Below are 21945 nucleotides of genomic sequence, written 5' to 3'. Positions count from 1 at the left end.
CCGGCGGCCCCGCGCCGCCGGCCCGCACTCCCCTCTCCGCCAACCGGAGGAAGGACACATGAGCACCATCCTCGAGATGCGCTCGATCACCAAGAGATTCCCCGGCGTCGTCGCGCTGTCCGACGTCAACCTGACCGTGGCGCGCGGCGAGATCCACGCCATCTGCGGCGAGAACGGCGCGGGCAAGTCCACCCTGATGAAAGTGCTCTCCGGGGTGCACCCGGCGGGCACGTACGAGGGCGAGATCCACTTCGACGGCGAGCCCGTCAGCTTCGGGTCGATCAACGATTCCGAGGACAAGGGCATCGTCATCATCCACCAGGAACTCGCCCTGATCCCGCACCTGTCGATCGCCGAGAACATCTTCCTCGGCAACGAGCAGTCCACCGCCGGGATCATCAACTGGCACAAGACCAACGCTGAGGCTGCGAAGCTCCTGGCCAAGGTCGGGCTGAACGAGAACCCGGTCAGCAAGGTCAGCACCCTTGGGGTGGGCAAGCAGCAGCTCGTCGAGATCGCCAAGGCGCTCTCGAAGCGGGTCAAGCTCCTCATCCTGGACGAGCCGACCGCGGCCTTGAACGACGACGACTCCGAGCACCTGCTGGACCTGCTGCGCGCCCTGCGCGGCCAGGGCATCACGAGCATCATGATCTCCCACAAGCTCGGTGAGATCGCTTCGATCGCCGATGCCACCACCGTGATCCGCGACGGCTCCACGGTCGAGCGGATCACCATGCACGGCGCCAGCGCCCCCGAGGGTGACCTCACCGCCCGCATCATCCGCGGGATGGTGGGCCGCGACATGACGGACATGTACCCCCAGCGCACGCCGCGCCTGGGGGAGGAGGTCTTCCGGGTGGAGGACTGGACCGTCATGCATCCCACCCAGGCCGGCCGCGTGGTGGTCGAGAACGCCTCGCTGCACGTGCGGGCGGGCGAGATCGTGGGCATCGCCGGGCTGATGGGCGCCGGCCGCACCGAGCTCGCCATGAGCCTCTTCGGGCAGTCCTACGGCCGGTACACCGGCGGCCGGGCCTACCTCCGGGGTAAGGAGATCCAGTCCCGTTCGGTGGCCGAGGCGATCTCGCACGGCCTGGCCTACGTGAGCGAGGACCGGAAGAAGTACGGGCTGAACCTCATCCAGGACATTCGCAAGAACATCAGTTCGGCGAACCTGAAGAAGGTCGCGCCCTTCGGCTGGATCAACGCGAACGAGGAGATCTCGGTCGCGGAGAACTACCGGCGCGACATGAACATCAAGGCGCCCTCGGTGATGGCGCTCGCCGGCAAGCTCTCCGGCGGGAACCAGCAGAAGGTGGTGCTCAGCAAGTGGCTGTACACCGAGCCGGACGTCCTCATCCTCGACGAACCGACCCGCGGCATCGACGTCGGGGCGAAGTTCGAGATCTACCAGCTGATCACCAAGCTCGCCGAGTCCGGTAAGGCGGTGCTCGTCATCTCCTCCGAGCTGCCCGAGCTGATCGGCATCTGTGACCGCATCTACGCCCTCTCCGCTGGCCGGATCACCGGGGAGCTCGCTGTTCAGGACGCCAACCAGGAGCGCCTGATGGAACTCATGACGAAGGAGAACGACTGATGGGCGCGATCGCGAAGCCGCTCGAACTGCTCACCCGCAACCTGCGGCAGAGCGGCATTTACATCGCGTTCGTCTTCATCGTCGCGTTGTTCACCTTCCTGACCGACGGCCGCCTGCTGAGCCCGGGCAACCTCACCAACCTGGTGCTGCAGTACTCCTACATCCTGATCCTGGCCATCGGCATGGTGATGATCATCGTGGCCGGCCATATCGACCTCTCGGTCGGATCGGTGGTGGCGCTGACCGGCGCGGTCGCGGCGGTGGTGACCATCCGTGAGGGCATGCCCTGGTGGGTGGGCGTGCTGGCGGCCTTGCTCACCGGGGCGCTAGTGGGAGTGTGGCAAGGGTTCTGGGTGGCGGTGGTCGGCATCCCGGCCTTCATCGTGACCCTGGCGGGCATGTTGATCTTCCGCGGCCTGACCCTTCAGGTGCTGGAGTCCCGTTCGCTCTCGCCCTTCCCCGAGCAGTATCAGCAGATCGCCGGCGGGTTCCTGAACGGGTTGCTCGGCGGGCCGGGGTATGACGTCTTCACACTGGTGATCGGCGGCGTGGCGGCGGTGGGCTTCACGGTGAATCAGTGGCGCACCCGGGCCCGCAAGCTGGAGTACTTCCAGCCGGTGGAGTCCATCCCGCTCTTCCTGCTCAAGGTCCTGGCGGTCTCCGCGATCATCATGGCCTTCGCCTGGCGGCTGGCGAACGCTCGCGGCCTGCCGATCGTGCTGATCCTGCTGGCGGCGCTGGTGCTGATCTACGGCTTCGTCACGCAGAAGACGGTCTTCGGGCGCAACATCTACGCCATGGGCGGCAACCTCGCCGCCGCGAAGCTCTCCGGCGTGAAGACGGTGCGCGTGAACTTCCTGCTCTTCGTGAACATGGGCATGCTGGCCGCCGTGGCCGGGATCGTGTACTCCTCGCGCTCGAACTCCGCCCAGCCCGCGGCGGGCAACATGTTCGAGCTCGATGCGATCGCCGCGGCCTTCATCGGTGGCGCCGCGGTCACCGGTGGTATCGGTACGGTCCACGGGGCCATCGTCGGTGGTCTGATCATGGCGGTGATGAGCAACGGCATGTCCATCCTGGGCATCGACCAGTCCACGCAGAACGTGGTGCGCGGTGTGGTGCTGGTGCTGGCCGTGGCCTTCGACGTCTGGAACAAGAAGCGCGCGCAGGGCGAGCGCTGATCTGGCAGCAGCACCTGACGGCCTGAGCGGAGGATCCGCTCAGGCCGTCATGCTGTCTCGGTGCTGAGGCCGATGCGAGCGGCCGGGTGGGTGATCACGGCCTCCAGGGCGCGGTAGGCCCCGCCGGTGGCCGCGGGCAGCGCATCATCGGGGGCCGGGTGCAGGGCGACCTCCGCCCAGGGCCCGCCGAGCACACGGGTGAACAGTTCCGCCTCCACCCCGGGGCGGAGCTGGTCGAAGACCGGCACGAAACCGGTGCCGAGCACCACTGCTGCGGCGTCGACCACGTTCAGGGCCGAGGAGAGCGCGATGCCGAGGGCCCGGGCGACTTCGGCGGCCGGGCGGGTCTCCAGTTCGCGTCGTCCGGCGTAGGCCTCCAGGCAGCCGCGTGCCCCGCAGTGGCAGGGCGGGCCGGCCGGGTCCACGCACACGTGCCCGATCTCCCCGGACCAGCCGTGCCGGCCCAGCGCCACGCGCCCGTCCTCCACCAGGGCGGAGCCGACGCCGACGTCGCCGGCGAGGTAGATGAAGGAAGCCCAGCCCTCGCGCATGCGGCCGGGGGCTTCCCGGGCGATGCCGTAGGCGGCCAGGTGCGCGTCGTTGGCGACGGTGACGGAGACGCCGAGTTCCTCGGCAAGCAGCGGGGCGGGGCGGACCTCGTGCCAGCCGAGGTTGGGGGCCACCAGCAGCCGGCCGGCCGGGTCCACCAGGCCGGGGAGTCCGAGCACCGCCTGGGCCACGGTGGCTCCGGCCTGTTCGGCGCGGTCGCGCACCGCCTTCCCCAGCTCCGCCAGGCGCGCGAGCACCTCGGGCGGGTGGGAGTCCGCGGAGTCGGTGTCCAGGCGCTCCTCGGCCAGCACGGCGCCGGTGAGGTCCACCGCGCGGGCGGCGAGGTAGTCCACGTTCGCGTGCAGGCCGAGTCCGGCCACCGTGCCGGCTGCGGGGGTGAGCGGCACGGCCGGGCGGCCGGGGCGGCCGAGTGCTGCGGGCTGCTCGGCCACCAGGCGGGCCTGGATGAGTTCGTCGGCCAGCCGCGAGACGGTGGATCGGGTCAATCCGGTGGCGGCGGCGACGCCCGCGCGGGAGGGGGCGTCCCCGGCGAAGATCGCCCCGCACACCAGCGCGAGGTTGTGCTCGCGCAGGGTGGACTGCCGGGCCGAATCCGCTGCGATCATCTGTTGACTGTAGCGGCTCGAGGGTTATAGTTGTACCGAACAACAAACCCCGCCGCGCTGCGAGCGGGACCCGGTGCGCCGGCTTGGTGCGCCGACGTAGACGACACGATCGGAGTCGCGCAATGGTGCGTCAGTCAGCCCCCACCGAGAAGCTTTCCTTCGGCCTGTGGACCGTGGGATGGCCGGCTCAGGACCAGTTCGGCTCGGCCTCGCGCCCGGCCCTGGACCCCTGGGACTACCTGCCCAAGCTCAAGGAAGCCGGCGCCACCGGCGTGACCTTCCACGACGACGACGTCGCGCCGTTTGGCACCGACGAGTCCGAGCGTCAGCCCTACTTCGACCGCTTCAAGCAGGTGGCCGACGAGGTGGGCCTGACCATCGAGATGATCACCACCAACACCTTCTCCCACCCGGTGTTCAAGGACGGCGGCCTGACCTCCAACGACCGCGCCATCCGCCGCTTCGGCCTGCGCAAGCTGCTGCGCAACGTGGACCGCGCCGCCGAGCTGGGCGCGGAGACCTTCGTGATGTGGGGCGGGCGCGAGGGCGCGGAGTACGACGGCGCCAAGGACCTCTACGCCGCGCACGCGCGCTACGCCGAGGGCATCGACACCGTGGCCGCCTATATCAAGGAGAAGGGCTACGGCCTGCGCATCGCGCTGGAGCCCAAGCCGAACGAGCCCCGCGGCGACATCCTGCTGCCCACCATCGGTCACGCGCTGGGCCTGATCGCCCAGCTCGACAACGGCGACATCGTGGGCCTGAACCCCGAGGTGGGCCACGAGCAGATGGCCGGGCTGAACTTCACCCAGGGCATCGCGCAGGCGTTGTGGGCGGGCAAGCTCTTCCACATCGACCTCAACGGCCAGCGCTCCATCAAGTACGACCAGGACCTCGTCTTCGGTCACGGTGACCTGGGCTCGGCCTTCTTCACCATCGACCTGCTGGTCAACGGCTTCCCCGGCGGCGGGCCCGACTACGAGGGCTGGTTCCACTTCGACTACAAGCCCTCGCGCACCGAGCACTTCGAGGGCGTGTGGGACTCCGCGCGCGCGAACGTGGAGATGGTGGAGCTGCTGGCCGCCAAGGCCAAGGCCTACCGCGAAGACCCCGAGGTGCAGGAGGCCATGCGCTACTCCGGCATCTTCGAGCTCGGCGAGCCCACCCTGGGCGGCGGCGAGTCGCTGGCCGACTTCCTCGCGGACCGCTCCACCTACGAGGAGTTCGACGTGGAGAAGGCCGCGGAGCGGAACTTCGGCTTCGTGAAGCTCAACCAGCTGGCCATCAAGCACCTCGTCGGCTGAGACTGGGCGCAGAGCCGGCCGCTCCAGCGCGCCGGCTGTTCCTGGGCACCAGCTGCTCCGGGGCATCAGCTGCTCCAGGGCACCAGCCGGCGCTGAGAGTGAGGGATGGGCTGCTGTTCGCCGCCCATCCCTCACTCTCGGCATAAGAAGAAAGAGAGCCAATGACGACTCTGGTCGCGGGGATCGATTCCTCGACGCAGTCCTGCAAGGTGGTCATCCGCAACGCCGAGACCGGGGCGCTGGTGCGCTTCGGCCAGGCCCCGCACCCCGAGGGCACCGAGGTCCATCCCGATGCCTGGTGGGATGCGCTGCAGGCGGCGATCGCCGCAGCCGGCGGGCTGGACGACGTCGCGGCCGCCTCGGTGGGCGGGCAGCAGCACGGCATGGTGGTGCTCGACGCCGCGGGGGAGGTGATCCGCCCGGCGCTGCTGTGGAACGACACCCGCTCCGCCGGTGCCGCCACGGACCTGATCGCCGAGCTCGGCGAGCAGCTGCACGGCGACGCCGCGGCCGGGCCGGGTGCGTGGTCCGGGGCGATCGGCTCGGTGCTGGTGGCCTCGCTCACCGTGACCAAGCTGCGCTGGCTGGCCGACCACGAGCCGGAGAACGCCGCGAAGGTGGCGGCGGTGGCGCTGCCGCACGACTGGCTCACCTGGAAGCTGGCCGGAGCCACCTCCCTGGATCAGCTCACCACCGACCGTTCCGATGCTTCCGGCACCGGTTACTTCGATGCCGTGGCGAACGAGTACCGGCGCGATCTGCTGGGGATGGCGCTGCGCCGCGACGCCGAGCACATCGTGCTGCCGCGGGTGCTGGGCCCGGCTGAGGAGGCCGGGCGCGGTGACGAGGCGGCGGGCCTGGGCCACCTGGTGCTCGGTCCGGGCGCCGGCGACAACGCCGCCGCGGCGTTGGGTCTGGGGATGGCCGACGGCGACGTCGCGCTCTCGCTGGGTACCTCCGGGGTGGTCTCGGCGGTGTCAGAGCAGCAGATCGATGATCCTTCTGGCACGGTGAACGGTTTCGCCGACGCCACGGGGCGCTTCCTGGCACTGGCGGTGACGCTCAACGGCTCCCGGGTGCTGGACGCCGCGGCACGGCTGCTGGCTGTGGACCACGCCGGCCTGGCCGAGCTCGCGCTGGCCGCGGAGCCGGGCGCCGGCGGGCTGACGCACATCCCGTACCTGGAGGGCGAGCGCACCCCCAACCTGCCGAAGGCGACGGGGTCTTTGCTGGGCATGTCGCTGTCCTCGATGACGCGGGAGAACCTGGCGCGCGCTGCGGTCGAGGGGCTGTTGTGCGGTCAGGCCGATGGTTTGGCGGCGGTGACCGGGCTGGGGGTGCCAGTGGAGAGCATCCAGCTCATCGGCGGCGCGGCGCGCTCGCGGGCCGTCCAGCAGATCGCCCCGGCGATCCTCGGACGGGCGGTGCAGGTGCCCGAGCCAGGGGAGTACGTGGCCGACGGCGCAGCGCGGCAAGCCGCCTGGGTGCTGGCCGGGGGAGACGCCCCGCCGCAGTGGAGCGCTTCCAAGGCGAAGACCGTGGAGGCCGAGGCTACGCCCGAGGTGCACCAGCGGTACGCCGAGCGGCGAGGGTTGGTGGCGGAGCGGGGGTGACGGGCGCGTTACGTCATTGTGCGCTGAGCGTCGGTAGGCGGCGCTGCCCGCCATTACTCGTTTAGCATCACGCCCGTGCGCGGCCGTTCATTCACCGCTTAGGTCGGCGTGGTCGAGCGTGGCGGTAGTGCATGTGGGTTTTCAGTCCCACCTTTGCATGCGCGTCGATCTCGTCGCCCAGCCCGTCCAGTGCGAGCCGCTCGGTAGCCCTTGTGCAATTTGCAACTGGTGGTGATGACCCGCAGTCGTCCGCCGCGCTCGGTGAACGTCCGCAGGGGCTCCCCTTGGTTTGGGAAGCTCTACGGCCCGCGCTCGTCGCCGTAACTGAACCATACATAAAGGCCTAATAGCCGCGCTCTCTACCAAACCGGTTTTGTGATTGAGGTGCGCTCGATAGTAAGTAGGCAGGGGCGCAAACGTCCGGTTTAGGAGAAAATCCCGATGCCGACGAGAGCCATTGGAAGGTAGAAGGGCATGATCGACCATGAGAGCCACACGCTTGGTCCGGGCAGCAGGCGATTGATCCACTTTGGTGTCTTACCTGGCCAGTCGCCCTTGTCCTTCTTGGAGAAGTCCGAGGGTATATCTTCGGGACGAAGGGAAAAGGGGGCGATGTCGTGCTTTCCTTCAGCGACGGCTCTGTATAGGCTGCGGAAGCGCTTCTCCTGCCTTAAATAATTGGCATCCAAGTAGGCGAACAATAGCGTCGCCCCGAGGGCGAGGAGGGCTATTGAGTCATCCTTTTGTGTCAGGGCATAGCCATAGGCGGCCGTGACCACGGGTAAAAGCCACGCCTTCGCCGTGGACGAGGCTGCGGACATCCGAGTGACGACAGCCTGGATGAAGTCGAGGTGTTTTCGCGTGTCCTCAGGGTCACGCTCGTGCTTGGGTTCGCTCAATGTGCACCGATTCTCCTGCATGCCTCTTGAACGGCACGCAAAGTCCGGTCCTTCTGGTCCTCGCTGTAGGACGTCCCCTCCGGCCAGATTCGGCCCATGGCGTCACCCTCCCAGCGTGGGACGAGGTGCACGTGAAGGTGGAGTACGGTCTGGGTTGCTGCTTTCCGGTTCGACTGGATGACATTCAAGCCTTCGGGGTGAACGGCTTCTCGGATCGCTCCTGCGAGGCGCACTGTGGCACGTGCCATGTGTGCTGCGGTCTCTTCGTCCAGTTCCCAGATATCCGCCATATGCTTTCGAGGAACCACCATGGTATGGCCGAGGACGGCAGGCTCGGTGGGGAAGAACGCAACAACGTGCTTATCCGTGTAGACCTCACGGGCATCGGGATCGTCCCGCAGGACGATCTCACAGAAGGGGCAGTCCGCGACCGTTAAGGCCATCTGACGACGCCCTGCTCAGCCCAGTAGGGCAATTGCCGGCGCAGTTCGTTGAAGGTCGCCTTCGTGTCGATTCTCCCGTAACAGTCCTTCTGCGTGGGATCGAAAACAGGGACGCCGGTCATACCCAGTGCCGTGAACGGGTCATCGCCGGCTGAGTCAGGCCCATCACTGAGTGAGGCCAGTCCGTGGATGCGCACTCCCAGCAGCGGCTTCTTCATCGACCAGGCGCGCTCGACCTCGTACTGCACGTACTGTCGCTTAGCGGTCCGCCGACCGATGAGGACGATTACGGCCTTCTTGTAGTTCATCTCCTTGTCGATCCAATTCTGGATGGCTGCTTCAGTCTTGAAGCGCACCTCCTCCCAGTTTTGCCCGGTGATCTCCGGCGCCCCTGTCAGCGCGTCGATCTGGCGAACCAACTGCACTCTGTACACATCGTTGTCGTAATGGAACGAGTAGAAGACTGACTTGGCCATAGCGGCTCCTTCCCAAGGTTCCCGGGTTCGCCGGGCTAGCACCTTGTCTAGCAGGCAGGTCCGACACTCGTGGTCACCGGAGTGCGGCGGTGGGGTGCGGCAGCCTCATCCGATCTCGTCCGGAGCACCCTCGGTTGAACGTGATACCCACGATTACGCTCGCCAGCTGGTTGTTGCCCGCGAGCGCCGCTGGGCATGCGGCTTGCGATCCATGTAGTGATAGCGCGCTATGGGCGCCGATAGCGGCCGGCCTACTTCTTGGTGTTCACAATTCCAGTCCCGCCAGGAGGTGACTGGCTCGGTTCTGAGGTCTGAGTGGCTGTTTGGGCTCCCTTCGTTCCTTTCGGTTGTTGTTGTGTTAGTCGTGCGCCGAAGGTGTCGGTTGGACTTGCGCCTTCCGCAATCCTTTGGCTATACCGCTTGGGGTCTTCCATTGTTAGGCTCCTCAGTCGTGGTGGTCTTCGTGAAGGTAATGATCGCTCCATCGGGGACTGATGTCCAGACGCCGCCAGTGTTTGGCATCTTGTCCTTGAACTCGCCAGAAGGGCTCAACTCCCACTGACTTTCGAGGTAGATGTCGCGCGAATGTGGATAGGTGCTCACAAAGGAGTTACTGCCGCACCAGCCCCCAATCAAGGATCCGTCGGGTAGGTGAATCCGGACGAAGGCGCCCCCGGCATGCGGCAATTTGAAATCCCAGGCGGACGGCGTCCGACTGTAACGGGAGGTCGCGATTGGTACGATGTAGAATTTCCAGTGAAAGGGGCGCCCGAAGAGGAGGTAGGCTACTGCTGCGGGTGTGATAACGCCTAGCACGGCGACGATAAGTGCAACTTCTCGCGGGTTCTGAAAGTCGGGCGTTCCGACGCGGTTCACGAGCTGAGGGCCGAGTGCAATTACGTAGAATAGGTCGAAGACGACTCCTGCGAGTAGCGCCTGTGCGACGCGTGTTCCGGGAGTGACGTCGTCAAGGAGATAGCCGCGAAGTCCTGAGCGGACCGCGGCAAAAACAAGGCCAGGCAGCAGTATTGCGACCAGCACGACTACCTGGCTGACAGTCGTAGGAATCTCCACACGGACAGAATATCGCCTGGCGGTGGGCTAGTTGGTAGGAGCGGGCGGCGGTTCGCTCAATGGTAGGGCGCGACTACGGGTCGTTAGGCAAGCACGAGCTTATGCCGGCTGATCAAAAGTCGTCTCGTCCGCCGCCACAGGCGCCGCAGGGGTTGCGACCGCGGCTGGATTGCCAGGCATCAAGTGGGCGATCTGGCACGATGACAGCCACTCGGCTGGGCGTCGTCAGCGGAGATGGCAACGACATCCCCGGCTCGAGGGCGCTCAGGGTGTTTCAGATGATCGTCGAGGAGCAGGCCCTCTGGTGTGTTCGTAGACCGCGTCCCCGTTCGTGACCTGGGGAGCGACGGCCAAGGGACTCCAGGGACCGCACACATACCGGATTCGGTGCCACCTCCTACGCCGTCGCGACTGCCGCGGTCCGGAAGGCGTCGGTCGGCAGCTGTCGGTGTAGCCGCCAGGTGATGGCGATGGGGCGCTCACCGGTGTGGTTGACGTAGTCCGCGGGGCCCAGGAAAAGGTAAGGCGCCGCGCCAAGCGTGTCCTGCTTGTGCTCACGGGTGAACAGCAGCACGTGGGTGCCGCGCTCGCGGTGGTGGAGGTATCGCTGGCCGGTCGGCGAGGCGATCGAGGTGCGCGACTGGGACTCCCAGTGAAAGAGCTCGGGGCTGATCGCGTAGTCGTTGTACATGGTGGTGGGAGAGTAATCGCGCTCAGACTTTCGCAGAGTTACAAAGAACACGTCGGCCTGCCACGGCTCGGAGAACAGCACGCCCTCCCGGAAGCTGTCGGCTCGTCGCTCCGGCCCGGCGTGGTCGAGTGCGGCCACGATCTCATCGCGGCTGTAGCGCGCGTGGGTCTTGAGTCCCAGCACGGCAAGAGGGCCAGCCAGCTCCCCGGGCAGATGCCGGATGCCGGCTCGACCGATCCCGATGATCTCGCTGAGCTCGGCTTTTGCCGCCGGTTCGGCATGAAATGCTTCGAGTCCGTCGGTGTAGAGGTCGTCCGGCGCGGCGGGGTCCGCCGGGAAGTCGCCGCGGTCGGGCCAGATGCTGAAGAACAGCATCCGGGCGTACCGCCGATCGCGCTCGCTCAAGTCGGTATACGAGGGCGCGCCATCGCTGAGGAGGCGGAGGTAGGCGTCGGCCCGCTCGGGATCGTCAACGTGAGCAATCGCGGCCGCGCGGCGCACCACTTCCTCGTGCCGAGGGCCGCGTGCTGGCACGGGGAGGCCGGCGTCCCGGCGGAGTTGGGTCCAGCCCTTGCCGGGCTTGAGCACGTCGGCGAGTTCGATGTCGCCCTCGTGGAGGAACGTGGCCAGCGAAACATCGGCGCCCCTCATTGCTGCCAGGGCCTTGAGCTCGCTGACCAGCGTGCGCCAGCGGTGCTGAGTCTGGGACTTGATGTTGCCCAGGATGGTCTGCCGGCTCTGACGGTCCAGCACGATCTGGCAGCCGGAGGGCAGGAAAGGAAAGCCGTGCTCGATCTGGTCGCGCAGACCGCGACGGGTAGCTCCAGTCAGAGCGCGAAAGCGGCGATCGAAGCGGAACTCCTTGCGCTGATGGCCCACGAAGTCGAGCGCGGTGAGCACAGCCTTGTCCGGCGAAGACCGCAGTCCGCGACCGAGCTGCTGCAGGAAGATGGTGGCGCTCTCAGTGGGTCGCAAGAACAGCACGGTGTCTACCTCAGGGAGGTCGATGCCCTCGTTGTAGAGGTCCGCGGTGAACAGAATGTTGACCCGACGTTTCCGCAGGTCGCTCAGTGCCTGACCGCGGTCCTCATTAGAGCTCTCACCCGAGACGGCGCGCGCAGGGATCCCGGCAGCGGTGAACTTCTCCGCCATGTACTGAGCGTGACGAACCCCCACACAGAAGCCCAAGGCGCGCATGGTCGAAGGGTCGGTGATCTTGTCCTTCAGCTCCTTGAGGATGATCAGGGTGCGGGCGTCATTGCCGGTGTAAACGTTCTCCAGTTCGGTGTGGTCGTACCCGCCGCGCCGCCAGCTGACCGAACTGAGGTCGACGTTGTCTGCGATCCCGAAGTAGTGGAACGGGCTGAGTAGCTCGGCCTCGAGTGCGTCCCACAGGCGAATCTCTGCCGCGGTTTGCCCGTCGAAGAACTCCTCGGCAACGTCGATCCCGTCGGTGCGCTCTGGGGTGGCGGTGAGACCGAGCAACTCGCAGGGCGTGAAGTACGACAGGAGCCGGCGGTAGGTGGCGGAGTGGGCGTGGTGGAACTCGTCGACGACGACTACCTCGAAGGACTCAGGCGCTAGTTCAGCGGTGGAACGAGTGAAGGACTGAATGGTCGCGAAGACGTGCTGCCAGTGCTCAGGGCGGTAACCCTGCCCCCACAGCTCACCGAACGAGCCGTCTCCGAGTACTTCGCGGTAAGTACGCAATGCCTGCTGCAGGATCTCGATCCGGTGGGCAATGAACAGCAACCGTGGGCGGTGGCCGTCGGCTGTGAGGTTCTTGTAGTCCAGGGCCGCTACCACGGTCTTGCCGGTGCCCGTCGCCGCGACGACGAGGTTGCGGTGGCGGTCATGGACGGTGCGCTCCACCTCGAGCTGTTCGAGGATCTGCTGTTGGTGCGGGTAAGGCCGGACCTGCAGGCCTGAGAGGTTGAGCGCGGTTCCGCGAGTAGTGCGCCCGGAGGCCTCGGCGAGAGCGGCATCGAGCCGTTCGGAGTCCTGCGCTGGGTGGTAGTCAACGTAGGACGCATCGTTCCAGTACGTCTCGAAGGTCGCATCGAACTTGTGCAGCAGCGAGGGCGTGGCGACGGCGGACAGCCGCACGTTCCATTCCACGCCGTCGAGTAGGGCCGCCGTCGAGAGGTTCGACGAGCCCACGTAGGCGGTGTCGAAACCGGTGGCACGGCGAAACAGCCACGACTTCGCGTGGAGGCGGGTGCGGTTGAGCTCGTACTGCACCTTGACGTGTGCCCCGATCTCGTCGACCAGCCAGTCCAGTGCGCGCCGCTCAGTGGCGCCGACATAGGTAGTGGTGATGACGCGCAACTGGCCACCGCGCTCAGTGAACGCTCGCAGCGGCTCTTCGAGCAGCCTCAGGCCCGTCCATCGGACGAACGCGCAGAGCAGGTCAACCTGTTCTGCCGACCCGAACTCCGAGCGGAGCTCGGCGCCGAGGTTAGGGTCGCCCTTGGCGTTCGTCAGCAGTGCGGCATCCGATAGTGGAGTGCGCGGGCGGTCAATGATTGAAGTGGGGGCCTGCGCCTCGTGGACGGCGTAGAGCTGTCGCGCTGGTGTGGCCACGGGGGCATCGACGGCTTCGATCTGGGCAAGGAGACGGTTGACCAGTGCCAGCCTCCGCTCAGGGTCCTTGGTCGCTGACAGTGTTCGCTGGAGCTCGCCTGCGAGGTAGCGGGACAACACTTCTGGTGCGTCGGCGGAGTCAAGGTGCTGCTCCAGTGTTCGCCGCTTCGGCGGGAGCGTGGTCAGTTGCTGGGCGAGGGCCTGAGTGACCAGCGTTTCGTAGAGACCTTCGTGCACCGTGTTCCTGCATCCTTGGAGGTGGGCGGAGGAGTCACGCCCTGGGGTCAGCTTACGGACCGTGGAGTGCGAAAGTAGCTAAGCGGCGGACTCGAGATGGGACGAAGGATGAGGTATCGAACGGCCTTAATCGCTACATCGCCTCACTCGTCTCCGATGACGGGTCTTCGGCTCATGGCCGAGCGTAGGTGGAGAGTGCCACGTCGAGTAGGCGCAAGTCGCTAGTCACGAGGGCGACCGTGCGAGCAGCACTGGCACTGGAGATGGCCCTTTAGGGTGAGGTCGACAACTGTCCCCAACGATGAGGACCCCTGGATGCCATCGGTTCCTGTCATTCTGCTTCCCGACCACCGAGAGCGCGCTGTCGGCTTGCTACGGCGCTATTTCGGGCTTGACGGCTCTGCTGCTTTCACCGGTTCTCGGTTCGAGCGGCTCGGGGGTGGCGGCGACAGTCCAGCCAACGCCGACAGAGTCACCGCTGAGGATATCGTTTCCTTGTCGATGCTTTCGATCAGATTGCCGGGGTGGGCGTCCCAAAGGCTACTCGAAGACGACGAGTTCTCCGAGGTGGCCAGTGCGCACTTGGCTAAGCTCCCCACGGATCTTGACCTTGTGGACGCCGATCCAGAGACCTTGGCTGCCGGAGGGGTGGCAGCTCAGCTCTGGAGCCACCTCTACCAGCTTCGCGGGGTCGGGCCCACTACCGTCAGCAAGCTGATGGCACGCAAGCGTCCACCGCTGATTCCCGTGTGGGACTCGGTGATTCAGCGTGCCTTCGGACTCAAGAACTCCGGCGCTCAGTGGCGCATCTGGCGCGACAACCTTGCGGCAGACAACCAGCGTCTCCACCGCGACATGCTGGTGCTACGCGAGAAGGCCGGGCTCACCGACGAGATCTCCGCCCTGCGCATCCTGGACGTCGTGGTGTGGATGGCGCACCGCAGCCCGTCCGAGCAAGGTGACGAAGTCGCAGCCCTTGTCGGATGACACCTGCTCGTTTCGAGACGTCCGCCGCCCGGTGGCAGGTCGATCGCGCTATGCCGGCCGACTTGGCGCTCGCCACGTCCCTGGTAGATCTGGTCGCCGGCGCTCGGGTGTCCGTCTTGTGCTCAAAGTACAACTCCCAGGATTGAGGACGAACGAGCTGCTTTGAGCCCTGGGCAACCTGGAATCTCGTAGCAGCGTGCCAGAATCGCCTAGCGTGACCTCCTCCTTCGGCTGGCTCGCTATCGACGCCGAGCAGCGACGCCGGATGATGGAGGCGGTCGACCAGTTCCGCGACGAGGGGACTATCGACGACCTCGGCCTCGGCGGCATCCGGGACGCGTTCTCGGGCACGCTCTTTCCCGGCACCTCCACCCTGCACACGCGGTTGCGCTACGCCCTCTTCATCCCGTGGCTGCTGCAGACCGCATCCCATCGGCAGTCCGTCCCGGAGATGATGGCCACGTTCCGCGAGTCCGAGTACCGGCTCATCGAAGCCTTGAAGCGAGGCGGCGAGAGCACAGGCGTCATCGGCCGCGAGGCCGGCAGGAACCTCCAACGCCGGCCCAGCGCCGTCTACTGGGGGATGATCGCCCGCTGGGGGATCTTCGAACCCGGCTTCACCGTGCGGCGCTACTTCGAGCGAGAGCTGCTGCGTCGCGAAGAGCTGCGCGCCTCCCCACGCGCCGACGATCCCGAGCTGAACCCGCCAGTCACCCCCACCGGACTCGACCCCCGCCTGCCCGACCCGCCCGAGAGGCTGCTGCACAAGGCCCAGTTCGCTCTCCGTGCTGAGGACGCGCAGTACCTGACCGAGGCGATCACCCGCACCACCGCGGGCACGCTCCTCTCCCACTTGGCCACCCACCGCCCCACCACGTGGACCGACGCGACAATGGCACCAAAGGCAGCCTGGGACCCGGCCATCCGATCGGAGCTTCCGCCGTTACTGGACGGGATCGTTGGTCGAGCCGAGCGCTTCGCGATCACCGCCCACGGCGTCAACCTGCTCTACAACCTCATGCTCGCGGAAGCCACCAGCAAACACGCCCGGCAGGGCGGCAGCTTGATCGACGTCTACACCGAACGGCTGCACGAGTGGTTCGACGAAGCGCAACGGGCCCCACTCAACGCCCAGGAGCGCACTCACATCTGGCGCATGGTCGCCGACCGGGGAGGCCAGGTCTCCCGCACCACCCAGGAGTTCCTCGGCATCTGGGCCGACGCCGTCGCCAACGCCACGTCAGCGACCGAGCTGACAGTCAGCCGTGAGCTTCGGGACCGCATCCGGGCCCGCGAACGCGAGAAGAAGGGCAGCCGGGCCAGGCTGGCACCCGGCAACCAGCGCGCGCTCGATGCGTGGTCCGGGGCGAGTGGCACCGACCGCTACGACTTTCGCTGGCCAGTCGCGCGCAGCCACCTCCAAGACCTCTACGACGCGCAGGAGGCCGGCTGATGCTCGCTCCGGACACCACCGTCCTGCTCACCGACGCCCTGCAACCGCCCCCGGAGTACCGGGTCGAGCAGGCCGTGGCCACCACCTACTCCCTGAACCTCACGGCGATGCTGCTCGCGCCCATGACCTTCACCCTGGGTGGCGTCGAGGACGCCGGCACACTCGCCTCGGCGGACCCCGTGAGCTTGCTCGACGCCGTGGAACGGCACGTCCAGCACACCACCGTGTTCGTCCAGGCCGGCGGCATCCACGTGCCGGCTAGCCACAGTCGGATCCACGCCTTCCTCGAAGACAGCATCTGCGAGGTGCTGCCGCCGCGCGAGGGCCACCTGTTCCACCCCAAGATCTGGGCGGTGCGGTACATCCACGAGCACTCCGGCGCCCTGCACCACCGCCTGCTCATCTCCAGCCGCAACCTCACCCTTGACAACTCCTGGGACACCATCCTCGTCCTCGACGAGGACCCCCACGGCGCTATCCCCGCCACCCCGGCAGCCGACCTCATCGCCACGCTCCCGGGCCTCGCGACCGCGCCGCTTCGCGAGGCCCGGCGGACCGCCATCACCGACCTGGCGGAGACCCTGCGAACCGTGTCACTGGCTGCCCCGGAGCCGTTTACCGGCGGCTCACTGCTCCCGCTCGGACTCGACGACGCCCGGACATGGCCCTTCCCCGCAAACCCTGACCGCATCCTCGCGATCAGCCCATTCCTCTCGAGAGAGACGCTGCGCAACCTGCGCGGCGCCGCCGACGACGCCACTCTCGTCTCGCGCGCTGAATCCCTGAACCTGCTCGGGCGGCATGGCCTGGCCGGATGGTCCGCCCACGTGCTGCATCGCGGCGTGGAACAGACGGACGACGACGCCGAGCCCACGCACGCGCTCGACGGGTTCACCGCCGTCGTCGGCGAGGACGGCGACACCTTCTCCACCGGTCTCGATGGGCTGCACGCCAAGACGGTGGTGCTGGACCTGCCCGGCGGCCAGTCCATGACCGTCACCGGCAGCGCCAACCTCACCACACAGGCCTGGGGTGGTGGCATGGAGATGGGCGCCGTGCTCACCGGCCCCACCACCACCTGTGGCGTGCGCGCCGTCCTCGGCGACGACGACCACCCCGGGCTCGCCCGCGTGCTGCAGCCCTTCACGCCACAGACGGAGAACGGCGAGAGCGACCCGGCCATCGCGACCAACCGCCAGCTCGAGGAGTTCCACCGAGCCCTGGCGCGGCAGCGCCCACGCCTTGAGGTCACTCCGCTCGACGAACACCGCGTGCGCGCCCACCTCACCTGGGCCCTGCCCGACGAGCTGCCGGGTCACACCCGGGTGTGGCTCATGACCGTGCACGCACAGAAGCGCCCCCTGGCGGCGAGCCAGAGCTGGGAGATCGACCCGGTGAACATCACCCCCTACCTCGCGGTGGAGACCACCGCCGGGGAGGGGGCGGCGAGGGTGACCCGCCGGTGCGTGCTCATGATGCGCATCGACGGCGATCCGCTCGATCGGCGCCGGGCCGCACTCGCGGAGATCCTCTCCAGTTCTCGCAGCGTGCTGCGCTACCTGGCGTTGCTGCTCGGCCTGGACCCCCAGCAGCTCAGCGAGGGTGCCGAGCATGCGGCCCACCGGAATGCCACGGGCGCGCCCGCACCGGAAGGCGGCGCTGCCGCGCTGTCGCCCCTGATGCTCTTCGAACCCCTGGTGAGGGCCGCCGCGCGCGGGCCGCAACAACTCGCCAGCGTGGCCCGTCAGATCCAGGAACTGCGCGACATGCCGCAGGCCGCTGAGGTCATCCCGGCGGAGTTTCTGCAGATGTGGGACGTGGTGCTGCAGACCGTGCAGGCCAGGAGAGCGCCATGACCGAGACGCGGCCGGACGTGGACGCGATCCTCGCAGGGCTCAAACCCTTCCAACGTGCCACCGTCAACCATGGATTCGACCGGCTCTGGGGTGAGGACGATCCGGTGCAGCGGTTCCTCGTCGCCGACGAGGTCGGGCTGGGGAAAACCATGGTGGCCAAGGGCATTGCTGCCCGAGCGATCGGCCACCTGTGGGACTCTGGCCGCCCGATCACCGTGCTCTACATCTGCTCCAACGCCCAGATCGCCCGGCAGAACCTGCGCCGGCTCCGCGATCTCACCGGGGGAGAACTCCAGGACAACGCCGACCGGCTCACCATGCTGCCGGCCACCCTGGGGCGGGAGGCGGACCAACGTTTGCAACTCGTCGCCTTCACCCCGGGCACGTCCCTGAACCTCGGCAATTCCACCGGCATGGTTGCTGAGCGGGCGCTATTGCACTGGATGCTGCGCCACGTCCTCGGATCCGAGGAGGTGCGCAAGCAGTCCTGGACCAGTTACCTCGCCGTTGGCGTTGAGCTCGATCGTTTCCGGCGACGCCTCCGATGGAAGCAGAGCCGGCCGGAGCTGGACCCGGAACTGGTGGCGAGCTTCGCCGAGCATGTGGACACGGAGCGCGGGCCCTTCGGGGGAAGCCTCCGGGAAGATCTCCTGGCGGACCAGGCGCGCTGGGCGCGCACCCCGCACCGCTCCAGCAAGCACAGGCGCTCCCGGCGCCCCGTGATCGGCGCGCTGCGCATGGCGATGGCCCACGTGGCCGTCGAGCGGCTTGCACCCGATCTGGTGATCCTGGACGAGTTCCAGCGTTTCAAAGAGCTGTTCCCCAGCGCGGACCGCGCCGCCCACGCTGAGACCACCGACGCGCAGCGCCTCGCGCAAAGGCTCATTGCGACCGAGCGAGCCAAGGTGCTGGTGCTCTCCGCCACCCCGTACAAGATGTTCACCCTGCCGGACGAGCCCAGCGGGGACGACCACTACCGCGACTTCACGCACACCATCGAGTTCCTGGCCGGCCCCGAGACAGCGCGAGACATCACTCGGGAGTTGACGCGCCTGCGTGAAGGGATCCTGCTCCGTACCCCCGCAGGGCACCAGGCAGCGGCAGAGGCGCAGCGCCGCGTGCAAGCAGCACTACGTCGAGTCATGTCGCGCACCGAACGGCTCGCCGCCACGCCGCACCGGGACGGCATGCTCACGGAGCGGTCGCTGGGCGCGATGACCGTGGAGCCGCAAGACGTGGAGGGGTGGCTCGCCGCCGACGCGCTCGCCCGCCAGGTGGGCACGCAGGACGCTTTCGAGTTCTGGCGCTCCGCCCCGTACACCGCGAATCTCATGGACCGCACCGGCTATCAGATGCAGGAGCGGTTCCTCGCGGCAGCCCGGCAGCAGGACCCTGGTCTCACTCAGGTACTGCGGGAGCACTCGAACGCCTTCCTCGACTGGGAGGAGATTCGCCAGTACCGACCGATCGAGCCCAGTAACGCCAAGATGCGGGCGCTGGTCCATGACCTGACCGCCCGTGAGGCGTGGCGCCTGGCCTGGATGGCGCCATCGCTGCCGTACCTGGAACCGGCAGGGGTCTTCGCGAGCCCGGCGATCCGCGGGTTCACCAAGCGCCTCATTTTCTCCGCCTGGAACGTGGTGCCCAAGGCAATCGCCGCCATGGTGAGCTACGAGGCGGAACGACGGCTGCGGGAGGAGTCGGGCGCCGTCGTCGACGCCCACCACCGTTACGGCAACCACCGCACCGCCGTCCCCCTGACCTTCGGCTGGGACACGGACGCCGATGTGCCACGAAACCTCCCCAACCTGACCGTGCTCTATCCGTGCGTCACGCTCGCGCAGCTCGGCGACCCCCTGGCGCTGGCCCGCGATCATGGCTGGAGGTTGCCGCTGGACCGCGACGCGGCACTGGGGGCCGTGACCGAGCGGGTCCGGCATCTGCTCGCGCAGCTGGGCATCGTGCCCCAGCCGGGCTCGGAGGGGCAGCGGCGCCGGTGGTACGGCGTCGCTCCCTATCTGCTCGATGCGGCCCTGGACGATGACGGTAGTGCTCGCCAGCGGATCAAACGCTGGCTCCAGGGCGAACGACGTGAGGGCTCTCGGCTCGTTGACCACATGCGGTGGGCCATGGAGGCCGACCGCGGCGAGCTGGGCGCCCCGCCGGAGGACCTGGCCCACGTGCTGGCACAGATGGCGCTCGCCGGGCCCGGCGTGTGTGCGCTGCGGGCTCTGGCGCGAGCGGAGGACGGCGCACGCTCGCTCACCGATCCGCAATTGCGCGTCGCTGCCGTCACGGCATCTAGGGGACTGCGCTCGCTGTTCAACAAGGCGGAGATCGTCTCGGCGGTCCGGGGCGGCGCCGGGCAGAGCGCAGCGGATGCGGACTCCTACTGGCGACAAGTGTTGCGCTACAGCCTGGACGGGAACCTGCAGTCGGTGCTGGACGAGTTCGTTCACATGCTCACCGAGTCTGAGGGACTGGGCGCGTTGTCGAGGCTCGAGAGGTCGGAAGCCCTCGCTGACCGCATTGCGGCCACGGCCTCGATCCGCCCCGCGCAGAACACCATGCAGGACGTGCGAGTCGACGGAGAGCACATCTCGGTGACCGAGCAAAGGTTGAACTCCCACCTGGCCGCCCGCTTCGGCCGAGTGCAATCCAGCGAAGCCGCCGCCGAACGTGAGGCCACGGTGCGGGAGGGCTACACCTCGCCGTTCTGGCCCTTCGTGATGGCCAGTACCTCGGTGGGGCAGGAGGGCCTGGACTTCCACACCTACAGCCACGCAGTGGTGCACTGGAACCTGCCGGGCAACCCCGTGGACATGGAGCAGCGCGAAGGGCGGGTGCACCGCTACAAGGGCCACGCGGTGCGCAAGAACGTCGCCGCGATCCATGGCGAGAGTGCGGTGACGGCGGACGGGACGGACCCCTGGCGCGCCGTCTTCGCCGCTGCCGAGGCCACCCGGCCTGCCGGCGACTCACTGATCAATCCGTACTGGGTGTTTCCGCTGGAGGGAGGCGCGACCATCGAGCGCTACGTGCCGGCGATGCCACTGAGCCAGGAGACGCAACGGTACGCGCGACTGCGCGCCACCTTGGGGGCCTACCGCTTTGTGATGGGTCAGCCCCGGCAGGAGGACCTCATCCGTTACCTCGGGGCAGATGCCGAGAAGCTGCGGATCGACCTGACGCCGCCGACTGATGCGGAGGCTGGGGCATGAGCTTCACGGTGGTCGACTGGAACGTCAATGGCTTCGTGCGCCGGGAGCAGGCCGCCCTGCTGGGCCGGCTCGACTGGGATATTGCCTGCCTGCAGGAGGTCACCCGCGAATCGTGGGCGGACTTCCGAGCGCTCGCCGATCAGGGCGAGGTCGCGTTTGAATACTTGCCGCCCTTGGCTGATGGCGGGCCCAGATACGGGTGCGCGGTGTTGGTTCGAGCACCGGCCAGGATCGAAGACTTCGGGCTCATGGCTGACATGCCATCGCCGGAGCGGGCGGCCGTGGCGAAGGTGACGATCGAGGAACGGGGCCTCTGGGCGTGCTCCTGGGCCGCGCCGCCCGGAGTGACCTGGGGCCGGGCCGGCAAGGGGCGTCAGGTGAACCGCTTCGCCGCGTGGCTGCGCGACCGGCCGGGACCCGCCGTGATCGGGATCGACCGCAACGCTCCGAAGTGGGAGCGACACGACCTGCCTGCTGACGAATGGTGGAACAAGCACGAGCCGCTGCTCTATGGCCCGGATCGGGTGCACGACCTACGGGACGCGTATCGCGACTACCTCGACGCTAACCCGGCCGTGGCGGAAGGGGTTCGTTCCGAACGCCCAGACGGACCGCTCACGGTCACCCACCTGCGTGGCGGTGTCGAGTGCCGATACGACGCGATCTACGCCTCGCCAGAACTCGTCGTCGATCACGTCGACCACCTCTGGGACGAAGCCCGCGGCGCTGGGAGTGACCATGCGCTGGTCAGCGCGACGCTTGGGTGGGGCGGCTCCTGAGCGACTCTCACGAGAGACCCGCCCAAGGGCCGCTTCAGCCGCGATTGTTTTCGAGCGCCGTGGGGCAAGCTGGAGTCATGCCACTGGAGATGGATATTTGGCGAGTCGATGGTGAAGTTCCCCGGCGCCTTCCGGCGTCGTTGCTGCCGTCGGACTCAACCTTGGAGAACTATCTGGAGCAGGACTGATCTCTCCTGTGCGGGGCGGCTACTCGTCACCTGTAATCGGGGTTGATCAACTGAATCCGTCGAGGAGCAGGGGGAGTAACTGGCAAATGCTGACCTTAACGATGGCAGAATGAGCATCCTCGACGGTGCTGCGTGGACCTCGGTTGGGCCTTGCCGCCGAGCGTGGCTGGAGCCGTCGGATTCGCACA

Annotated in this window: 15 protein-coding genes; 9 read left to right on the top strand and 6 right to left on the bottom strand. The window is 67.3% G+C overall.

Annotated features, from left to right (window positions below; translation table 11 throughout):
• Positions 1-58: 58 nt before the first annotated feature.
• Both mmsA and mmsB read left to right on the top strand, forming a co-directional pair.
• Positions 59-1597, top strand: a complete 1539-nt coding sequence (gene mmsA, locus EDD31_RS03715) for a multiple monosaccharide ABC transporter ATP-binding protein (protein ID WP_123302964.1) — start codon at positions 59-61, stop codon at positions 1595-1597.
• Positions 1597-2778, top strand: coding sequence for a multiple monosaccharide ABC transporter permease (gene mmsB, locus EDD31_RS03710; RefSeq protein WP_123302963.1), 1182 nt, complete (start codon positions 1597-1599; stop codon positions 2776-2778). The genes mmsA and mmsB overlap by 1 nt, the downstream gene beginning before the upstream one ends.
• A gap of 47 nt (positions 2779-2825) precedes the next feature.
• Here mmsB and EDD31_RS03705 read toward each other — a convergent pair whose 3' ends face one another.
• Positions 2826-3953 (bottom strand): ROK family transcriptional regulator, encoded by a 1128-nt coding sequence (locus EDD31_RS03705; protein ID WP_123302962.1) that lies wholly within the window; start codon positions 3951-3953, stop codon positions 2826-2828.
• Between the two features lie 122 nt (positions 3954-4075).
• Between EDD31_RS03705 and xylA the strand changes: the two genes are divergently transcribed.
• Both xylA and xylB read left to right on the top strand, forming a co-directional pair.
• Positions 4076-5257, top strand: a complete 1182-nt coding sequence (gene xylA / locus EDD31_RS03700) for a xylose isomerase (RefSeq protein WP_123302961.1) — start codon at positions 4076-4078, stop codon at positions 5255-5257.
• A 161-nt stretch (positions 5258-5418) separates the two neighbouring features.
• Positions 5419-6870, top strand: coding sequence for a xylulokinase (gene xylB, locus EDD31_RS03695; RefSeq protein ID WP_123302960.1), 1452 nt, complete (start codon positions 5419-5421; stop codon positions 6868-6870).
• A gap of 425 nt (positions 6871-7295) precedes the next feature.
• Here xylB and EDD31_RS14955 read toward each other — a convergent pair whose 3' ends face one another.
• The 5 genes from EDD31_RS14955 to EDD31_RS03680 all read right to left on the bottom strand — a co-directional run bounded on the left by EDD31_RS14955 (position 7296) and on the right by EDD31_RS03680 (position 13273).
• Positions 7296-7769: a hypothetical protein gene (locus EDD31_RS14955; RefSeq protein WP_245990866.1), complete on the bottom strand. Its 474-nt coding sequence runs from the start codon at positions 7767-7769 to the stop codon at positions 7296-7298.
• A complete protein-coding gene (locus EDD31_RS14950) occupies positions 7766-8212 on the bottom strand; it encodes an HIT family protein (protein ID WP_245990863.1) in 447 nt (148 codons plus the stop codon). The genes EDD31_RS14955 and EDD31_RS14950 overlap by 4 nt, the downstream gene beginning before the upstream one ends.
• A complete protein-coding gene (locus EDD31_RS03685) occupies positions 8203-8688 on the bottom strand; it encodes a TIR domain-containing protein (RefSeq protein WP_123302959.1) in 486 nt (161 codons plus the stop codon). The genes EDD31_RS14950 and EDD31_RS03685 overlap by 10 nt, the downstream gene beginning before the upstream one ends.
• Before the next feature lie 411 nt (positions 8689-9099).
• Positions 9100-9762 carry a DUF6338 family protein gene (locus tag EDD31_RS14615; RefSeq protein WP_148058858.1) on the bottom strand — a complete coding sequence of 221 codons (663 nt, stop codon included), beginning with the start codon at positions 9760-9762 and terminating at the stop codon, positions 9100-9102.
• 397 nt (positions 9763-10159) lie between these two features.
• The gene (locus EDD31_RS03680) at positions 10160-13273 is read right to left on the bottom strand and encodes a DEAD/DEAH box helicase (RefSeq protein ID WP_123302958.1); all 3114 of its coding nucleotides are present in this window, start codon (positions 13271-13273) and stop codon (positions 10160-10162) included.
• 315 nt (positions 13274-13588) lie between these two features.
• On the opposite strand from EDD31_RS03680, the gene EDD31_RS03675 reads away from it, so the two are divergent.
• From EDD31_RS03675 to EDD31_RS03655, 5 genes are all read left to right on the top strand, one after another.
• Positions 13589-14260: a DUF6308 family protein gene (locus tag EDD31_RS03675; RefSeq protein WP_245990860.1), complete on the top strand. Its 672-nt coding sequence runs from the start codon at positions 13589-13591 to the stop codon at positions 14258-14260.
• Between the two features lie 214 nt (positions 14261-14474).
• The gene (locus EDD31_RS03670; protein WP_123302956.1) at positions 14475-15713 is read left to right on the top strand and encodes a DUF6361 family protein; all 1239 of its coding nucleotides are present in this window, start codon (positions 14475-14477) and stop codon (positions 15711-15713) included.
• A complete protein-coding gene (locus tag EDD31_RS03665) occupies positions 15713-17569 on the top strand; it encodes a phospholipase D-like domain-containing protein (RefSeq protein ID WP_123302955.1) in 1857 nt (618 codons plus the stop codon). The genes EDD31_RS03670 and EDD31_RS03665 overlap by 1 nt, the downstream gene beginning before the upstream one ends.
• Positions 17566-20790, top strand: a complete 3225-nt coding sequence (locus EDD31_RS03660) for a helicase-related protein (protein WP_123302954.1) — start codon at positions 17566-17568, stop codon at positions 20788-20790. The genes EDD31_RS03665 and EDD31_RS03660 overlap by 4 nt, the downstream gene beginning before the upstream one ends.
• Complete coding sequence (locus tag EDD31_RS03655; RefSeq protein WP_123302953.1) at positions 20787-21569, top strand: endonuclease/exonuclease/phosphatase family protein; 783 nt, start codon at positions 20787-20789, stop codon at positions 21567-21569. Before EDD31_RS03660 ends, EDD31_RS03655 begins: the two co-directional genes overlap by 4 nt.
• The last annotated feature ends 376 nt before the right edge of the window (positions 21570-21945 follow it).

The sequence above is a fragment of the Bogoriella caseilytica genome, assembly GCF_003752405.1.
GTDB classification, from domain to species: Bacteria; Actinomycetota; Actinomycetes; order Actinomycetales; family Actinomycetaceae; genus Allobogoriella; species Allobogoriella caseilytica.
The sequence above is the reverse complement of the archived record's forward strand: the minus strand, read 5'-3'. Positions and strand labels throughout refer to the sequence as shown.